Source organism: Brevibacillus sp. HB1.3, from assembly GCF_013186635.1.
GTDB classification, from domain to species: Bacteria; Bacillota; Bacilli; order Brevibacillales; family Brevibacillaceae; genus Brevibacillus; species Brevibacillus brevis_D.
The window spans coordinates 1-17,213 of record NZ_JABMIT010000010.1 but is presented as its reverse complement, the minus strand read 5'-3'; the positions used below and the strand labels follow the sequence as shown (position 1 = coordinate 17,213).

Here is a 17,213-nt window from a genome sequence, read left to right as displayed (position 1 = left end):
TATTTCGCTTACTTGATCTCGTTCAGACTCTCTTCCAAACGATCCCACGTTTGGGTGATGCCCTCCAGCATGCCCATGTCCATGACAGTTTTGAGAGCTTCCGCAGATACGTACTCTGAACGGCTGACCAGCTTCGTCTTGCCACCCAAATCGATGAATTCCATCATAACCTCTGTCGAAGGCATCGTATCGTTTGTGTTGCCTTCTGCATCTGAAAAGTAATCGGTATAGATGATTTTCTCGGGCTCAACTATTTCCTTATAAACACCTTTGCCCCACGATTCCATGCCGTAAAAATCTCCTTGATTCTTATCGACGCACTTCATGCAGTAATGCCAAACACCACCTGGACGGAAATCAACATGACAAACCGGAAGTTCCCAGCCTTTCGGTCCCCACCAGCGCTTGAGATGCTCAGACTCCTTAAACATCTGGAACACGAGATCTCTGGGCGCGTCGAATACACGCTCCAGTACCAGCACTCTCTCGTTCTCTACCCTTGAAACCATTGCGTTTCTTGACATAGTAATTCCTCCTCATTCATTTGAATGAACCTCAAGTTTTTTCCTTGTTTTGCAGTTCCCGCAAATAGTCTTCCAGGTTATCGAATCTTTCTTCCATCACACGCTGGAATGACCTCACCCAAGAATCCAGCGCGCGGAAGGGCTCGGGCCTGAGTTTGTAAAATCGGCGGTTGGCTTCGGCCTTCACATCCACGATCCCATTGTCGCTAAGCACCTTCAAATGCTTCGAGGCTTGGGGCTGGCGAAGCCCCAGTTGGTCAGCGATTTCCCCTACTGTCAGAGGACCGTCGCGCAAAAGTTCGACGATTTTCATACGATTTGGTTCAGCCAAAGCACTCAGCGTCGCCATGTCCATGCCCGGATTCATCCCTGACATGTCACTCACCTCGTTACATGATGAATTCTACGTTCATCTCATCCCCTTCAGCCTTATTGTGGTCGTTTTGTTAGATAAAATATACACCAAAGGGAATATTCCTGTAAAGGAATATTTAAAGATTTTTCAGATCGTTTGTTAGTGATTAATCAATCACTAATGTTTATCATTTAGTTCATGGATGCACGATTCTGCAAATGCTGGATCGTTGCCGTTATCCCCTCCTCGAAATTCGTCGCTGGAATCGGTCCAATAAGACGTTTATATTTTTCTCCACTAAGAATCAACGGTTTTTCAGTTAAGTACAGCATCTCGACAACCTCCTTCATCACCGGGACGAACATACCCAACAAAGACAAACCAATTTTCCCAAGCGGAATGACCGGTTTCACGGTGCCACTTGCTTTTTGGGCAATTCGAACGATGTCTCGACCAGAAATGAGGCCTCCCCCTGGAATGTGCCAGTTTTGTCCATAAGCAAACTCGCGGCTGGCCAACTCTACAATCATCTTCGCCGCATCCGGCAAATAAACAAACTCGCGAGGAACATGCATATTCCCAATGAAAAGCCCTGGTTTTCCAGCCGCAATTGCCTCAAGTGTGGACCCCAAATACGATGCTTGATTAGCAGTGGGTCCATAATAATCCGGTAATCTGACAATCATCGTTCGTGCACGATCCCAGCGACTGCTAAACAGCATCTGTTCAAATGCCAACCTGATTTTTCCTTTCTTCGTATGCGGTTGCTTTGGATGCTCCTCCGTCACTGATTCCATTTGCTTTCTCCCGTATGGATAAATGCCGTCTACTGCAACAACCTTCAACTCCCTCTTGTTGGCGGCTTCCATGATCGCTTCGCCAAGTGGAATCAGCTTACTCACCATCTCGTGATAAGGGACGTTTGCACAATGGAAGAGTACATCCGCTCCTTTCGATGCTGCTACGATGTCTTGAGACCGGAATGCATCCCCGACGGCCAGTGACAAATGTCCTGGATTCCCCAGCTCTGACGCCATTTGCTCTAGCTTTTGTCGAGAACGCCCAAAAGCAATCGTTTCAATACCTCGATTGATGAGCTCTTCCAAAATTGCCGCTCCAGTTCCGCCTGTTGCCCCGACTACAATCGCTTTTTTCATTCGGATCATCTCCACTTGTTTTATTTTGTGATTGATCAATCACTAACTAAGTTGAACTATAACGCTTTAGTTAGTGATTAGTCAATAACTAACTATGGCAATTTTTTCTGCGCTACACCTCCATCAATTCCGGCATGTCCAAAGCCGCTGAAATATTACACAGCATTCCTCTTGCCAGAAAAATAAGCGTTCTCTCTTCCGGATTCGCGATGCCCGCTTTGCGAAAAGCTGTTAAGACAATCTGACGAACCTCCCGAAATGCTTCCCGCATTGCCTCACGAATCAAAGGCTCTTGAATCGTCTGGGCCTGCATTTGAAGCAGTATTTCATTTTGATGGGAAGACAAAATCTTTTCATATGTCTTGATTAAATCTGTTTCCAATTGCTCTTTGGATGCGGATTCTACAACGAGACGGAAAGAGTCGATGATCCGCTCCCATGACGCCTCTAATGCTGCCAGTAACAAAGCTTCCTTCGATGCAAAAAACTTGAAAATATACGGCTGAGAAATCTTTGCACGCTCTGCAACCTGCGCAGTTGTTGCCCGGAAATATCCGATTTCAGCAAAGACTTCAATGGCAGCAGATATAATTTCCGTTTTTCGATTGACTGACGTCATTTCTAGATCGTCTCCCTTTTAGTGATTCATCAATAATACCTGATTATACGTCAGTTTATGGTTGGTTTCAAATGACTTGCAACACTCCCATACAGGCTTGCCACGAACTTCGCGATTGACGATGGGCCAGAATGACTGGAATACTGGTTGCCTTTTCTTCACCTTCTTGCTTCACTTACTATCGCGATCTTTGCAGGGAATCTTGTATTTGGTAGCTGACATGGGGTCTTGGAGTATGATCATGATTAGATGCCGACTCAAGTGAGAGATGAACGATATATTTACATTGCCGCAGATTATCATTTTCCGAATTTTCCATATTTTATATTTTAAATTGAGTTTTTGTGTGTTATTATTAAAACGAAAGTTATATTTTTCCATTTAAGGAGGTGAATAACAATGTTGAAGAAATTACTTCAAAAAATGGGTGCTAATTCAATCATTCCATGCCCTCGGGGGTGCATACCAGCAGGTAAAAATTGCCTGTGTGCCAACTAATGTTAGATAGTAAATAATGGCCGTCCCAACAGCTATGTGCGTGGCAGAGGGATGGTCTTTTCGCGTCAACTTTTCTAGCTCACCAGCTACTCGATTTATTTGCGAAACATATGTTGTTCCCGGTCGTATACTTTTTGAAAAATGAAACTTGTGAGGGGAAAGATTTATGAAAAAAATTGCTCTGTTTGGTATTGCTGCTGCATTATTTCTATCGCTTTCATTTCCTAGTGTTAGCAGCGCAAAAGAACAACGTATACCTTGTGAAGTTGACGGGTATTGCGGATGGCCAACCTATAGCGTTTAACGCCAATCAATCCAATGAAAACTGAGATGAAACTTGGAAAGAAAACCATTCAAATGACAAGCGATATTGGCGACAAAGGTGCTAAGGGATCTATAAAAGGTTTGTAATTTCTACATTGTATTATGAATCAAACATCATCCACCGACTGTTATACTATCGGTATGATGTTTTTCTTTTTCTCATTTGTTCACTCACGACCTTCTTCTAAGCGAGTAATATGGTTTTCATTACGTAGATAGCAGGGAGAAGAAAGTATCAAAAGTCTTTTGAAAATGATGATTGGTCTAGCGATATTCCAGTAACCATTTCAACCTGGGGCACGATCCTATTCTCTATTAGTTATCTCGTTTCTACGGTAGTAGCTGTAAGCTCTCATCTATGTCAGGTTACACACACATAACCTCCTGTCTATTCCTACACTTTTGTGGGGACTTTCTATTGCTCAAGAACACATCGACCGTATACAGCTTTCAAATAAAATTCCTGTTATTATGATCACTTACCCTCGACAAAATCGTACCAAGAAGGCTGTCCCAAATGCCATAAATATGCCTAGGGAATAGCCTTTTTTTGTCGTATATCCCCTGTTAATTTAACTTTTTTGAACGGTTGGACATGACAGGTAACCGTTTGTTATATGCCCAAATTTTCCGCCTACTGTGATATCGCCCTTACATAGCTCCGCAATTTGCATAGCTTGAGTTTGAGGTTCATCCTCATACTTTTCAAAGGGGTGATATCGATGGGATTCTTTGACGACAATTTTGCTTTGGTCTTGGTTCTTTTCGTTTTATTAACAATTGTTGCTTGCAGTTGTGATGAGTGCTAATAACTGTCCAATGTTATGGGCGGCTAAGCTGCCCTCTTCCTCCCTCTTCGAAATCATTGAGCTTTGAGCCCTTCTTTGTCCAATCCTCCCACGGTACGCTTTCGTAGAAAGAGGATTAGTATTATGGAGAGGAAAGTTGAGGACACCCTTCAGACGACAAAACCTACGATTTCAACAAAAGAGCCGCCCGGTTCTTTTCCGAGCGGCTTAGCGTCTTCATGTCAGGAGTCTAACAACTTGCGACTACATACTTCCAGAGTATTATATATTTTACGCTCTTCACTCGCGACTTGCTTTGCATCTGTCATTGTCATCAATTGAAAGGTTAAGTTACAAGATGTGAATATTTACCTCTTTATTAAAATTCAGTATAATTATCTTTGGTTTATGTATTTAGAATCTGGTCAGAATTGATCAAAAGGAGTGTTCTAGGTATGAAAAAACAGCTTCTCTCTATTTCGCTGTTCGCTTTACTCCTCTCTGGCGCACCAGCATATGCTTCCGCTTCTACCAGTGCTCACGTACAAAGTGAACCAAACACAGTCTCCGTTGAGCAACAACAAGCACAATCATTCACCAAATATTACTACCTTACTCCTGGGCAGTTAAGTCCAAAAGAAGCGATTTATCTAAAGAAAGGGCAGGAGCTCCGTATCCGTGCAAATGGTAGCTTTGCTAATTACACCGTTTATAATGCTCAAAATAAACAGATTTGGAGCGGTACGACAGGTATCATTATTAAGGCTGATGAGGACGGGTATCGCTACGTACAATTTCAAGCGCCGTATTCTTATCAGGATCAAAATGTAATCGTAGCTACTTATACGATTCAGTAAAGCATGAATAGATTTTAGCCCGTCTTGATAGTGAAGACGGGCTTTATAACGTTTTGCATCACACTTCGTAGTGATCCGCATTCATCGCCCTATCTTTTGTGTCGATCACATGGTTATTGCTTTTTCAGCAACATACTACCAATCTCTTCTAGGAGCATTTCCTTTCCAATTGGGCCAAAGGCTTTGGTATTGAATGTTTCATTGGTAACCTCATAGAGATGGCCTTGTTGAACTGCCTTGTTGCTTTTCCATACTGGACTATTCTTCAGTTCTGCGTAAACATCGTCCGCTTTCCCGCCGAAATTGACGAGGAACAAATGGTCTGCATGAAAATTCGTCAGTCCTTCTAGCTCGATCATTTCCATTGTTTTATCTGTAGGTGTTCCCGCTACCGGCTTCAGGCCGAGGTCAGTGAATAAAATATCTGCATATCCATAGTTCCCGTACACGCGGAACAATTTTGGCGTTACGGCCAGGAACATAAAGGTCTCGTCGCCATACGCTTGCTTGAGTTGCTCGCGCATTCCTTTCGTCTTTTCGTCATACCCAGCCAACCATTTGTTCACGTCCTCTTCTTGTCCAAATAGGCGACCGATTTCTTTAAACTTATCGCGCCATTTGTCCATGTCTGTCTCCAGAACGACAGTCGGCGCGATTTTGGACAGCTGCTCGTACATCTTTTGCTGGCGATTATTCATAATAATTAGATCTGGCTTTGTTTCTACCACAGCTTCTAGATTGATGGAGTCATCCCACATCCAGCCAACTGGTTTTACATCTGCCAGCTTGTCCGCTACGTGGGACATGATTTTTGTCTTGTATGTATTGGCCGTAGCAACAGGCTTGTGTCCCAAAATGAGAAGCTCCTCCGCTGCTCCCGATACGTCAGCAATTCTCTTTGGTTCCGCTGGGATCGTCACTTCCCCCATCAGGTGCTTGACTACGCGTGTCTCAGGCTTTTTCGTTGCTTCCGAAGCCGTTTGGCTGCTTCCACACCCCGCCGTTACGGCAGTGACTACTGCGACCAAGCAGGCCAGTACGATTTGTGTTCCTTTTTTCATGTGCTCATTTCTCCTCGTCACGAGATGTTTGGTGTGAGATATTATTTGATAATGATTATCATTATAAGTGACAGAGTAGATAATCACATATTTGAGCTCTTGTGTCAATGATTTTTATATTTTTTTTGTATATATAAAAAAAGAGCTTTCCTATTGTCTCTCGACTTTTAGGACAGCCCCCTTTCTAACCTAAGGCCAAATTGATGCATAAAAAGCATGTTGCGGATTGGGAATTTCTCGGCATACTTTTGCTTTTTAACGTCATCAAAGTAATACTACTTTGGTTCTTAGTTGCCAGCGTGCTTCATGTACCTCCCCGATTTTACCATCTCCCCCTTCTCTTGAATAATTTGGATAAAGTTCAATCGAAATGAAACAGCAAAATAACGAAACGAATACTGATTATAATTTGAACTAGGTCTCTTATCTGAGACAGGTATGAAAACCTTTCTTTTCATAGTGGAGGGAACGCGATTATGCATAAGGTAGTTGAGCCAAAAATTCTTTACTTTGGGACGCCAGTTGTACTCATCAGCACATTAAATGAAGACAATTCTGTCAATCTGGCACCTATGTCTTCTGCATGGTGGCTGAATCAATCATGCATGCTTGGAATGAGTAGTTCCTCTCAAACCGTTGCCAATTTGTTGCGCGAGCGTGAATGTGTTTTAAATCTTCCTTCGTCTGATCTAGCTCATGCGGTAGACCGTCTAGCTCTCCTTACTGGGCGAAATCCTGTCCCGGAGCGTAAGGCTAATGTGGGATACCGCTTTGAGGCGGATAAATTTGGAACGTCTAGGCTCACCCCCCAAGATTCGGACCTGATTCGGCCCCCACGCGTTGCTGAGTGTCCAGTTCAATTAGAGGCAATCGTAGAGCAGGTCCATAATTTTGAACTGCCCAGCTCTTTAAAAGCTATTGAAGTGAAGATAATACGCGTTCATATTGATGAACGAATCCTAATGACTGGCGAGAAGGACTACATCGATCCGGAGAAGTGGAGCCCACTGATTATGAACTTCTGCGAATTTTTTGGCCTTAGCCCCAAGGTGCACCCGTCAAGATTAGCCCCAGTTTTTGGCCCTTCTCCAGGTTCCATTAGTAAATCGAATTAAACATCATTGGATGCTTTTGAGCGCCCTTTCTTTTTGAATATTTTTACCACAAGTTGGCATTGGAAAAATACAGTTGAACTTCATCAGATGAAGCGGAACGTTTTGGCCTAGGAATTGGAATTGTAGCGTATAACCCCTGTCCACATAGACTAGCGTTTCAAGAACTCATCAGTATTCTCCCTGATAGAAAGAAAATCCGTCTCTTTAAAATAGGGACGGGTTTCAATTTCTTGATGGTTGGATGGCTTTCTTATCAGTTCACTGAGCCAAAGCAAATTGAAAAATACACGATTACTGCCCGGGCCTTTTACTTTAAGAAAAGATTATGTAGCATTCAGTAAAATTCAATCGTATGAAGTGATGGAGTATACCGAATAACACGACGAGGCACCTCCTATCTAACAGAAGGTGCCTCAAGTTTTTGAAGACGCTGACAAAAAAAAGAGTGAAGTCGACAATACTGATGAGCGAAGCAAAGCTTCTTACAGTGTCTCAATGTCGAATAGCTCACATGGTAAAACTAACTCCGGTGAGTTCTTCACTCAAGGACCAGAGTCGCTTGGCAGCCTGCTCGTCTGCAGCCCATGGGCATACGCCGGGTACTCCTGGCTTCCCGCCATCAATCGGAACCAAAGGGGCAATATCGATATTTTGGCAATAAACGCCGCCTTTTCCGAGTTGGTTGCTAACAGCGCACCAGACGATCGTCGCTGCTCCTTCCGGTACGGTTTTGCGTTCCTCCGTCAACTCGCTAAACGCCCGCCGTCCCTGTATGTCGATCACCCCAGAAGCGCTTAATTCTTCATTGGACAAATGACGGGAGAGTTCGGTGACGGTGGTACCGGGGTGTGCGGAGAACGCGCGTACATGGTGTGGCTTGCCCCGCTTATCCAGTTCTAGTGCGAATAGGGCGTTTGCCGTCTTTGATTGCCCATACGCCTCCCATTTGTTGTAAGCGCGGTGTAGATAATTCGGATCTTCGAAATGGATGTTACCTAGTCTATGACCGCCTGAAGAAACGGTAACGACTCGAGCGCCGTTTGCTCGTTTCAGAGCTGGCCAAAGCCGTGATGTCAGTTGAAAGTATCCCAAATGATTGGTGGCAAACTGAAGTTCATATCCTCTGCGATCGTGCTGTTCAGGTATAGCCATGATCCCTGCACAGTTCACGAGAATATGAAGGGGACGGCCCGATTCTACAAATTGGTGCGAAAATGCATCGATTGAGTCCGGATCGGTAAGATCAAATTCGCCTAGTTCCGCTTAAGGAACGGCCTCCATTGCGACTTTGGCTTTGTCCAGCGAACGGGCAGGAACGATTATTTGGGCACCTGCCTTCGCGAGTACCGTCGATACCTCCAAGCCAATACCAGAATATCCGCCAGTCACAATGGCAACCTTACCAGCCAAATTTACTCCTTGCATGATTTCTTCGGCAGTCGTACGTGGTCCGTAACCGGTGTGCAGCGGTTGTTGCGTTATCCGTTGGTTTGCTTCAATCGTCATCATCTTTTTCCTCCTTTTGATGCCCATCCTTGATTTCTTGAAAATGCTTGAGCTTGTATCGAATGATTTCAGCGGTCGCGTTTAATTCGGATATGCGTTGCTCGATCGCCTCCCGGTGCGCGTCCAACAACGCATAACAGTGCGCATCGTCTTTTAGTGAGTAGTGCTCTACGTACTCTTTGATTTTCTTGAGTGGCATGTCAGTTCTTCTGAGATGGTTCAAAAAACGGATACGACCGATATCTCCCTCGACGTACATTCGTTTTTGTCCGCCGCCTCTCGTCGGCGAAGCAAGCAGCCCGATTTTCTCGTAATAACGAAGGGTATCCGTAGAAAGCCCTGTCTGCTCTGCAACTTCGGAAATCGAATACGTCCGTTCGTCGTTCATGAGTGCCTCCTTGCTTGCTCAACTTTTTCTAGCTTTATTACCTTACTCCTTGGAGTAAGCTCCAAGTCAAGGTCTTCCTTGCTCTTTTTCTTATGGGGAATTAAGGACGGAACTAGAGATCGATACGTGAAGACAACCCTACCATTTGGAAATAGGATGGATGGGCATGTTCCTTGGATTTCATCAAAATGCAGCGGCAAGCAGCAACGTTTACCATCGCCTTCATTTTAAAAAACTGTACAAAAATAGCTGCTCAGACAGACTATTTTGTACAGCATGATACTTATGTACAGATTCAATTTTCCTTCTCATGTATGGTATTTATGATGTGCAAATTTTTTTATAGAGATGCTTTAAGTTCGAAAAGTAAAGGACGTCGGATAACGGTTTATCTATCTGTTCGAGCAGCTTCGTAGGTCACTTCGATAAAAAAAAGCCCCCAACTGCTTTAAGCAAATTGGGGGTTACAAGAAGTAATACGTGAATAAAAAAGTAGTCTTCAATATAGTAGGATATCAGCTCTATATTTACTACAAGTATATATTAGTATGCATACCTTCTCTTGCCAAAAAAATAACGCGGACTCATCAGCAGAGATTAAATCGATTCATTCCAGGGGCAGTCCCATTTGAATGAGGACTTCTAATCAAACGAAATTAACCCAAAATGTACTCGGCCAACACGCTCTGTATCTCGTAAATATTCAAGTTCTTGTTAAATTGTTTTTGGATCGGTACTGCACTTCCAGAAACCCAAATTTTCAATTCCGCATCCAAGTCAAAATTTCCAGCTGTTTCAATGCTAAAATGATGAATATTTTTATAAGGAATGGAATGGTACTCGATCTTTCTGCCAGTAATACCTTGCTTATCAACTAGTATTAACCGCTTGTTGGTGAAGATGAACATATCACGAATTAATTTGTACGCCTTTTCTATTCTCTCATTGTTCGCTAAGATTTGAGCATACTCCTTTTGAACCTCTGCAATGTTAACTTCCGAAGCATTACCCATTAGACCATCTAATAAACCCACATTAACGTCCCCCTATTCAACTAATTGATAAATCATATTCTCCACACAGTTTAAAATTCCTACCAAAGTAGTTACTTTTTCCTCAAGGGGAGTGATTACCTTGAAATTCAGGATATAGAAGCCTTTGCTGTTAGACTCCCGAAATATTGTGTTAAATCACTCGAAAAGTGGAATGGTTCAGTCACTTTCTTGTGTCACAAGGTATTTCGCACCGAAAAATATTGTGAGTATTTGGTTTTATTTGTAATATTTAGTAGAATATAAAAATTAGGAGATGATAGAATTGAAATGGTTTGGTAAAGTTGCTTTAGTTACACTACTTTCTGCTTCCGTTTTTCTACCATCAGAAACATTTGCTGCCGGCTCCCAGCAGTCTTCGACCAAAGAAGCAGCACCTGCTGCGACTGAAACAAAAGTATTAGGTTTTGAGCAAGGAACTAGAGGATATTCTGACTCTGCTTATTTTTATATTAATTCTCCTACTGTTCTTACTGTTAAGGTGACTCAAAGTGGAATAAATGTTGATAATCCGTTAGTAGAGTACGCGATATATAGACAAGACGGAACTGATTATAACCCGAATTTTGGATATTTTCTGTTTCCTGGGTCAGGTTCATTTAGTTTTCAAAGTACGAAAGTGTTACCAATAGGTCAATATTATATTAGAGTTAAGAACAATGGAGCCGGGAAAGTTCGTGGAACTGTGTCAGTCATCACTCCATAAATTCCCTTTCTTATTTGATGGAGGCTTTCTACTGAAGGCCTCCTTTTCATTTTATGGTGTATTTCACCCTTTTTCTCTTTGGTTCATGTTCTTTTTCTTTACTAGATGGGCATCCATAGCTTGCTTTTTAATATGCTTGTGTTGTTCGTCTGTGATATCAGGATTCTCGTAAATATTGCCGACAACTTCGTAGCTTGCCAGCTTTCCCTGAATAGGGAGGCTGGGTGGACTAGGATCAAATCTCTAGCTCACCAAGTCTAACGAGTTCGACTACTGTCTGAGATCGACCTTTGACACCTAATTTTTGCATGACATTACTAATGTGATTGCGCACAGTCTTTTCGCTGATGAAGAGTTGTCCGGCAATCTCTTTGGTTGTCTTGTCTTGGACCAAGAGTTTCAAACACTTCTCTTTCGCGATTCGTTAACAACGGCTTGGTTTGGTCGCTACCGTCCAATTTGCCTATAAGGCTCGTCATGCCAATTTTGTCTTGAAGCATTAATCTTTACCTCTTTATGGGGTATTTTTTATGATTTCTCGCTACGAAGGAATTCTTCCTCACCCATGTTTTTTATTGGAATCACTATTAACAGGAACGCAAATAAAAAGCCCTCTCGGAGAGACGTCCTAATTTGGACGTCTTTTTGAGGTGCCTTAGACCATCAAAACATTGCTTCCTAGCACTTCGTGTTCGTTTTCTCTGTCGTTGTCAATCATTGTCTGAATACAATCTTTGCTGTTGACAGGCAATTCGGGCATACTTTGACTTTCAAAGGGCGCTTATTCTCGTTTCAAGAGCTAAGTTCAAATAGGCACGAATTAAAATGGTTGATAGATCAATATTTTACAAAAACTTGAAATTGAGTTACGCTATTATTATTAGAACTTTCTGTAAAGGAGGTGATACTTATGAAAAAGCTTTTTGCTTTTGCCCTAGCAGTCGTTATGGTAATGTCAGTCTCTACGGCTGCTTTTGCATACAGTAAACCAAATTGTAGTAGCAGTGGCGGCGGTGGCGGCAGTTGGGGTGGTGGTGGAAAAAAACCCCTTGAACACCATTGTACACCATATTAATCCCAGATAATTTCAGTAAGCCTCCAATTTGGGGGCTTTATTCAATTACCGTTTTGTTACATACTAATATGGTGATGCAATACAACCTTGGATAAACACTTACGCTGAACCAATATCTGTTGAAAACGTTCTACTAATGACCGAAATGGTGAAATCGGCCGTACTAGTAAACTCTGGTACAGAAACTATAGATACATTACCTAACCGTAACTACTCACCCGAAGTGCCGTTCAAATCGAACGGCTATTTTACTTTATACAACGAATGTTAAAATGTGAATGAATCGATCCCCGGTATGAATTTGTATAGAGCTTTCATGGTCAAAGACCATTTCTATCGACTTACAATCTATCCTCCTCCAAATGCCTTTTGCCAATTTCTTAGGATTTCGTCGCGGCCATCACAACCCTCCTGTTTTTCTGCCCGCTCCATCTATTCCGGTCTACCTTCAAAGTAACGCATTTACCCAGTCAGTATTCTCCGAGTCGGATCGAGCTGCCATTGTTGAAGGTCAACGATTTCGACGAGAAAGAGTGAGTGAGGAGAGTTTCTCAATGACTCGAGAAGGCAGACAAACACACAATTTGAAGGATTTCCATATCTGTCTTATTCACCCTAAGGGAGAAAATCATATCCTATCTGGAAAGTCGGACACTTTGGCCAACCTGCTCTGGCACCTATGCTTGAAACCGCCTAGCGAAAAGGAGTTGAGAAATTGACACGTTCAGCGAAAAGCACCTTCAATAGCTCTATTAAAATTGATGTCCTGATCCCCGCTATTGAGAAAGACCTCGGCACTCTTCCCTATGTCATTGACAGCATCCGTAAGCAAGTGAAGCATCCTCTCGGTAAGATCATGGTTGTATCGCCACCAAGCAAACGAATTCAAGCCCTCTGCCGGCGTAAAAACTGCACCTTCATCAATGAAAGACGCGTCCTATCAATTACAAAAAAAGACATTCACTACCAGACCAAACGCACCAATCGCTCAGGTTGGCTGCTCCAACAATTGTTGAAGCTGGCGGGAGGAAACTTGACCAAGCAAAGGTATTATCTTGTGATTGACGCCGACACCATTCTCATCCGACCTCATGTCTTTCTCGTCAATGGGAAAACCGTTTTTTACTGCCGTAACTGGAGTCGTCCCGAGTATTTTCGTACCTATAGGAAATTAATGGGGGCTAAACCAACCGCTTCGCGCTCTTTCGTTGCCCACTATATGCTGTTCGACAAATCGAAGCTCTCCCGACTGAAGTCTAAAATTGAAGCTAGGCACAAGACTAGATGGTACTGGGCGATTATCAAGAAGACTAACAAACAGAGTTATGCGGGCTTCTCCGAGTTCGAAACTTATGGTAACTTCGTGAAAGCTCACTACCCCGGTCATCTGGTTGTAAGAAGTTCCCTTAACAAAAGCTTATCTTCAAAACCAGCATCACTTACTCGCAAACGAACCATCAGACTGGCTCAGAAATACAGGTCCATCTCCTTTCATAAACGCGGCTGGTATATCCGGAAGAAGAAGAGTGTGAGAAAATGAAGCGCTGATGTGTATGCCCACTTCTCAAAGAAAATTGAGATAGATATCATGGACAAGTTTGAAAGCAACAAGGAAAGTATGTACTCTGAAAATTGCCCACCAAACGGTTTCAAAACTCCATGAAAACCGCATAAAATCAGCATTTGTGAATTGTCAGTGAGCTTTACATGTAAAAATGCCCGATATAATGCTGCTTAGAGCCCTTCAACTTTTGGAGGGCTCTTCTCTTCATTTCGTATTTCTAAAATGATTGGAGAAACGTGGAGTGCCGACGGAATGGACAGCTCCTATTGTAGCTGCCATTTCAGCTGGTAAGTCGTTTCGATTGCAAGTTCCCTCTAATCACCAGAGGAATTCTTGCCTGTTTTATTTTCATAGCCATTCGAGTCACAGCAATCACCTTTTTTCAGAATGATACCTGCTTTTATAATGTGCGAAAAGACGTCCAATTGTTGGGTTTAAGTTTTCTTAGGGGGATGGAGGTACCTGCAAGAGTTAGGGAAGTTTAAGTTTGCCAGGCAGAAGTCACGCTGGCTAGGAGCATTCAAGGTTCGTTCTTTGTCATAACATGAGAATATTAATGGAAGTCGGAAGAAAGGGACTGGTTGTGCCAGCCCCTCTTTCATTTCTTTTTTTCCAACTCCGCCTTTAATCTTGCATTCTCTTCCAACAGCTTTTGAACGTCCGGGACATCCTTGCCGGAAAACCAGCCATACAAATCGTCTCTTGCTGCATACTCTGGCAATTGATCACGAAGTACCATTTTAATGTGCCGTACTTCTTCAACATAGTAGATAGGAATTTGTTCCATGACCGATTGCTTAAACTCTTGAAATTTCTGATAATATTCAATTGCTGCGAAGTCGTAAGGCTTTTGTCTTAATGCCTCATCTGTGACAACAAAAGCAAATCTAGGTTTGCCCGCTTCTCCGGCATACTCATATTCCCATTGCGTATAGCTCTTGGATTCATCAGGAAGTGTTAAACCATAGAATCCTCCGAGAATCAGGATATAAACATCGGACTCGTCGATCCATCTCTTCCTAATTTTCATTGGACTTTCCTTGAAAAATTGCTCGACTCCAGCAGGGATATGACCGGCTTGGAGTACGGCTTCAACTGCGGTATGTCTTTCCTCAATAAGATCGTAGTAAGTAGACGATATGTATATTTGTAATTTTTTTCTCATAAGCCCACCCAAATTAAAGAATTCGTATAAATAGAATCTACCACTCACTCACTTTATTTGTCAAAATTGACTGGGGATTTCATGGCGGCAAGCTTGCGCCAGACGGCAACTAATGAGGTTTATTCGTGCAGAGAAGGAATGGACAAAGAAAGATCAAATTCCGCGATATATGCAACTGTGCTTGAGTCTCCATGCTATTCTCCTCCCCCAAGTTCAAACCTAAAGATGACTCAATTCGATGTTGGATTGGTTCACAGGCTTGCTGACCAAATGGAGGGTCTTGCTTCAAATATTAAAAAACATGTAAACACCCCAAATGAACTAGCGAGGACATAAAACAGATGAAGAGTATCCTCGATGGTTTTCAATCGCTAACCAATTCGTCTGAAAATAGTGGAACCTATCCAATTGCAGATAACGATGTAAGATAAGGCACTAGATTATAAAGGTAGTTTGAAGCCTAACCTATTTCATCTTTTATTCGAAAGAAACTCATCTCCAACTCTATCAGCGGCTAAAAACGCTCCGCTTGTAGACTCTATTACTTTGCCTCAATCCGGGAGCTACCACCAAGCACTCTGGCGTTGTCCTTCGAAGAACTAAAAAGGGTAGCAAGGTTGATTGAAGAGAACTCGAAGTCCAAGCCCCTGGCAGCATTGCTTAGCAGCTTTTCTTTTTATCATGGCTTATCTCCTGGTCAGATATCAAAAATCAAACTGTCTGATGTTGAATTCGGTTGTAAAAAGATAACCGTCTCCGGACGTCCTCCCGTTTTTATGTCTGACCAGGAGTTTGATACTTTAGAACAATATCTTGTGGAAAGATCGAATATAAAATCTATAATCACACGAACGTATTTAGTGGTTAGAAAGATCCGTGTCAAAGGTTTATATGAAGATAAACCAGTTATTGATGACAACCTGAAAGGCTAAAGAAGATGAAGACCAAGGTTCGGATAGATGTATGTCCAATTCAGGTGTAATTAAAGGTAAAATTGTATCCCTGTCCGTTTCATCTTCGTTGCAATTTTTATTTATATATACTGACACTACTTTTGAAGAGGAGATGAATAATGGCACATCACAAGAATGATCATCCGTGCTGGATGGATGCTATTACTACGGGCGTTTTTCAGGTACCGGCAAATAACCCTGGAGGTACAAACGAAGTTATTAACGTGGTACTTGAAAATCCAAGTTCAAAAACTCTTACCGTATATTGGGTATTTGAGGCTTCAGATATTGTAGATTACGGCATTAATTCACCGGTAGCCACTTCTGCCCCATTTAAAATCGTAGTTGCCCCGCATAGTACTCAAATGCACGCTTTAAGCGCTCAATCCCCAGGATCACTCGCTGATTTTCTCTTCCGCTTTATTTTTTGGGGAGACATAGATCTTGAAGAGAAAAAGAACAAACTCAGCATTGAAATACTTGCGGGCACCTCCACAAGCAGTTCACTTACGTCAGCGAAACTATCTTCCGGCGACGCATCCGTACTTTTCAGACACGAGAACTTTTTGGAAACAAAATTTAAAAAGGATGCTGACAGAGTACCATTGCAAGGTAATTCAATAACGATTCTATGAACTTAACAACACGGGGTAATAACAGCTACTGGAAATGAGCGGGCTAGCATATAATGAATAGAGGAATTGCAGCAGAAAAATTCGCCTGGGCTTTTCCATGGGATTTATGCCGTTTTAAGAAGAAAATTACCTTTCCTTAATTGGGATCCTATCTTAAAACAGATCAATAGAAGAAAATCCTTCCACTAAGTTTCTGGAAGGATTTTTGGCATGCGTAGCTTTAGTATATCATCGAGTTTTAAGGAATTTAGAGATTAACATTGACAAGAGACATCATGACTTCTTAAGCTTGAAACCCTTTACTTTCCACCATGCCGAAGATATATGCTATTGGCTGCCTTACCCCCTCTAATAATGGCCTCCTCTAATACTACAGCTGCCGTTGTGCCAATAGCGGTTACCGCGCTATCCCCCGTTAGTTCACTAGTGTCGGTACCAGTGGCAAGACAAAAGATGGTGTCGCCGTCGGCTTTTGTGTGGATGGGCGAGATGGCCACGTGCCATTCCATCATGGGCAAGTGTAGCCACACGGCCAGTCTCTGCTTTGGTCAATCGCCCAGTTGTCGCTATCACGGCAATGGTGGTGTTCCTGCTCCCACTGGTTCCCGGGGGTACCGGAAAGCTTCATCCATGTAGACGAGTGTAAGCCAGTCTAATAAATGGTATGTTAGCCACTATAAACATGTGAATAGGCATATACCACCGAAATCCATCGGCGAAATATCATGTGTATTTCGAGTTTATTTCTCGGTCATGAGACACAAAAAAGCTCTTCTCACTGAGAAGGGTTTCAGACTGAAGAGAAACCCCCTTTTGGGGATTTCTTTTTGGTATTGTTCCAGCACGAAGTGCTGAAAAAAAGGATAGCCTA

The 17,213-nt window shown here is 42.7% G+C and carries 17 protein-coding genes and 2 pseudogenes; 9 read left to right on the top strand and 10 right to left on the bottom strand.

Annotated features, from left to right (window positions below; translation table 11 throughout):
• Positions 1-8: 8 nt before the first annotated feature.
• The 4 genes from HPY31_RS21240 to HPY31_RS21225 form a co-directional block, all read right to left on the bottom strand.
• Positions 9-524 carry an SRPBCC domain-containing protein gene (locus HPY31_RS21240; protein WP_172142352.1) on the bottom strand — a complete coding sequence of 172 codons (516 nt, stop codon included), beginning with the start codon at positions 522-524 and terminating at the stop codon, positions 9-11.
• Positions 525-555: 31 nt separating this feature from the next.
• Entirely contained in the window at positions 556-900 is a 345-nt protein-coding gene (locus HPY31_RS21235) for an ArsR/SmtB family transcription factor (RefSeq protein WP_172142476.1), read from the bottom strand.
• 170 nt (positions 901-1,070) lie between these two features.
• On the bottom strand, positions 1,071-2,036 hold the full coding sequence (locus HPY31_RS21230) for an SDR family NAD(P)-dependent oxidoreductase (protein ID WP_172142351.1): 966 nt from the start codon (positions 2,034-2,036) through the stop codon (positions 1,071-1,073).
• 112 nt (positions 2,037-2,148) lie between these two features.
• A complete protein-coding gene (locus HPY31_RS21225) occupies positions 2,149-2,655 on the bottom strand; it encodes a TetR/AcrR family transcriptional regulator (RefSeq protein WP_172142350.1) in 507 nt (168 codons plus the stop codon).
• Positions 2,656-3,319: 664 nt separating this feature from the next.
• Between HPY31_RS21225 and HPY31_RS21220 the strand changes: the two genes are divergently transcribed.
• The 3 genes from HPY31_RS21220 (at position 3,320) to HPY31_RS21210 (ending at position 5,122) form a co-directional block, all read left to right on the top strand.
• Positions 3,320-3,457 (top strand): hypothetical protein, encoded by a 138-nt coding sequence (locus HPY31_RS21220; protein WP_155801098.1) that lies wholly within the window; start codon positions 3,320-3,322, stop codon positions 3,455-3,457.
• Positions 3,458-4,199: 742 nt separating this feature from the next.
• On the top strand, positions 4,200-4,286 hold the full coding sequence (locus tag HPY31_RS21215; RefSeq protein WP_016743434.1) for a YjcZ family sporulation protein: 87 nt from the start codon (positions 4,200-4,202) through the stop codon (positions 4,284-4,286).
• A gap of 434 nt (positions 4,287-4,720) precedes the next feature.
• A complete protein-coding gene (locus HPY31_RS21210; protein WP_172142349.1) occupies positions 4,721-5,122 on the top strand; it encodes a hypothetical protein in 402 nt (133 codons plus the stop codon).
• A gap of 113 nt (positions 5,123-5,235) precedes the next feature.
• Here the strand turns inward: HPY31_RS21210 and HPY31_RS21205 are convergent, their stop codons facing one another.
• The gene (locus HPY31_RS21205; protein ID WP_172142348.1) at positions 5,236-6,183 is read right to left on the bottom strand and encodes an ABC transporter substrate-binding protein; all 948 of its coding nucleotides are present in this window, start codon (positions 6,181-6,183) and stop codon (positions 5,236-5,238) included.
• A gap of 476 nt (positions 6,184-6,659) precedes the next feature.
• Here HPY31_RS21205 and HPY31_RS21200 point away from each other — a divergent pair, with 476 nt between their 5' ends.
• Positions 6,660-7,298 carry a flavin reductase family protein gene (locus HPY31_RS21200; RefSeq protein ID WP_172142347.1) on the top strand — a complete coding sequence of 213 codons (639 nt, stop codon included), beginning with the start codon at positions 6,660-6,662 and terminating at the stop codon, positions 7,296-7,298.
• A gap of 507 nt (positions 7,299-7,805) precedes the next feature.
• On the opposite strand, the pseudogene HPY31_RS21195 reads toward HPY31_RS21200, so the two are convergent.
• The 3 genes and pseudogenes from HPY31_RS21195 to HPY31_RS21185 form a co-directional block, all read right to left on the bottom strand.
• A pseudogene (locus HPY31_RS21195) lies at positions 7,806-8,723 on the bottom strand (SDR family NAD(P)-dependent oxidoreductase).
• 70 nt (positions 8,724-8,793) lie between these two features.
• Entirely contained in the window at positions 8,794-9,192 is a 399-nt protein-coding gene (locus HPY31_RS21190; RefSeq protein WP_172142346.1) for a MerR family transcriptional regulator, read from the bottom strand.
• A 656-nt stretch (positions 9,193-9,848) separates the two neighbouring features.
• Positions 9,849-10,226 carry a PH domain-containing protein gene (locus tag HPY31_RS21185; RefSeq protein WP_172142345.1) on the bottom strand — a complete coding sequence of 126 codons (378 nt, stop codon included), beginning with the start codon at positions 10,224-10,226 and terminating at the stop codon, positions 9,849-9,851.
• Positions 10,227-10,509: 283 nt separating this feature from the next.
• Between HPY31_RS21185 and HPY31_RS21180 the strand changes: the two genes are divergently transcribed.
• Complete coding sequence (locus tag HPY31_RS21180) at positions 10,510-10,950, top strand: hypothetical protein (RefSeq protein ID WP_172142344.1); 441 nt, start codon at positions 10,510-10,512, stop codon at positions 10,948-10,950.
• Positions 10,951-11,185: 235 nt separating this feature from the next.
• Here HPY31_RS21180 and HPY31_RS21175 read toward each other — a convergent pair.
• Positions 11,186-11,429 (bottom strand): annotated as a pseudogene (locus HPY31_RS21175) (helix-turn-helix domain-containing protein).
• A gap of 431 nt (positions 11,430-11,860) precedes the next feature.
• Here HPY31_RS21175 and HPY31_RS21170 point away from each other — a divergent pair.
• Together HPY31_RS21170 and HPY31_RS21165 are read left to right on the top strand one after the other, a co-directional pair.
• The gene (locus HPY31_RS21170) at positions 11,861-12,025 is read left to right on the top strand and encodes a hypothetical protein (protein ID WP_016743420.1); all 165 of its coding nucleotides are present in this window, start codon (positions 11,861-11,863) and stop codon (positions 12,023-12,025) included.
• Positions 12,026-12,740: 715 nt separating this feature from the next.
• A complete protein-coding gene (locus tag HPY31_RS21165; protein ID WP_172142343.1) occupies positions 12,741-13,565 on the top strand; it encodes a DUF6492 family protein in 825 nt (274 codons plus the stop codon).
• A 622-nt stretch (positions 13,566-14,187) separates the two neighbouring features.
• Here HPY31_RS21165 and HPY31_RS21160 read toward each other — a convergent pair.
• Entirely contained in the window at positions 14,188-14,754 is a 567-nt protein-coding gene (locus HPY31_RS21160; protein ID WP_172142342.1) for a DUF4062 domain-containing protein, read from the bottom strand.
• A gap of 617 nt (positions 14,755-15,371) precedes the next feature.
• Between HPY31_RS21160 and HPY31_RS21155 the strand changes: the two genes are divergently transcribed.
• Both HPY31_RS21155 and HPY31_RS21150 read left to right on the top strand, forming a co-directional pair.
• Positions 15,372-15,686 carry a hypothetical protein gene (locus tag HPY31_RS21155; RefSeq protein WP_172142341.1) on the top strand — a complete coding sequence of 105 codons (315 nt, stop codon included), beginning with the start codon at positions 15,372-15,374 and terminating at the stop codon, positions 15,684-15,686.
• Between the two features lie 140 nt (positions 15,687-15,826).
• A complete protein-coding gene (locus HPY31_RS21150) occupies positions 15,827-16,342 on the top strand; it encodes a hypothetical protein (RefSeq protein WP_172142340.1) in 516 nt (171 codons plus the stop codon).
• The last annotated feature ends 871 nt before the right edge of the window (positions 16,343-17,213 follow it).

Excerpts from the sequence above, each read along its gene's own strand:
- HPY31_RS21240 (WP_172142352.1), bottom strand. The coding sequence starts at position 524 with ATGTCAAGAAACGCAATGGTTTCAAGGGTAGAGAACGAGAGAGTGCTG.
- HPY31_RS21170 (WP_016743420.1), top strand. The coding sequence starts at position 11,861 with ATGAAAAAGCTTTTTGCTTTTGCCCTAGCAGTCGTTATGGTAATGTCA.
- HPY31_RS21160 (WP_172142342.1), bottom strand. The coding sequence starts at position 14,754 with ATGAGAAAAAAATTACAAATATACATATCGTCTACTTACTACGATCTT.
- HPY31_RS21215 (WP_016743434.1), top strand. The coding sequence starts at position 4,200 with ATGGGATTCTTTGACGACAATTTTGCTTTGGTCTTGGTTCTTTTCGTT.
- HPY31_RS21200 (WP_172142347.1), top strand. The coding sequence starts at position 6,660 with ATGCATAAGGTAGTTGAGCCAAAAATTCTTTACTTTGGGACGCCAGTT.
- HPY31_RS21205 (WP_172142348.1), bottom strand. The coding sequence starts at position 6,183 with ATGAAAAAAGGAACACAAATCGTACTGGCCTGCTTGGTCGCAGTAGTC.
- HPY31_RS21230 (WP_172142351.1), bottom strand. The coding sequence starts at position 2,036 with ATGAAAAAAGCGATTGTAGTCGGGGCAACAGGCGGAACTGGAGCGGCA.
- HPY31_RS21190 (WP_172142346.1), bottom strand. The coding sequence starts at position 9,192 with ATGAACGACGAACGGACGTATTCGATTTCCGAAGTTGCAGAGCAGACA.
- HPY31_RS21225 (WP_172142350.1), bottom strand. The coding sequence starts at position 2,655 with ATGACGTCAGTCAATCGAAAAACGGAAATTATATCTGCTGCCATTGAA.
- HPY31_RS21210 (WP_172142349.1), top strand. The coding sequence starts at position 4,721 with ATGAAAAAACAGCTTCTCTCTATTTCGCTGTTCGCTTTACTCCTCTCT.
- HPY31_RS21220 (WP_155801098.1), top strand. The coding sequence starts at position 3,320 with ATGAAAAAAATTGCTCTGTTTGGTATTGCTGCTGCATTATTTCTATCG.
- HPY31_RS21150 (WP_172142340.1), top strand. The coding sequence starts at position 15,827 with ATGGCACATCACAAGAATGATCATCCGTGCTGGATGGATGCTATTACT.
- HPY31_RS21235 (WP_172142476.1), bottom strand. The coding sequence starts at position 900 with ATGTCAGGGATGAATCCGGGCATGGACATGGCGACGCTGAGTGCTTTG.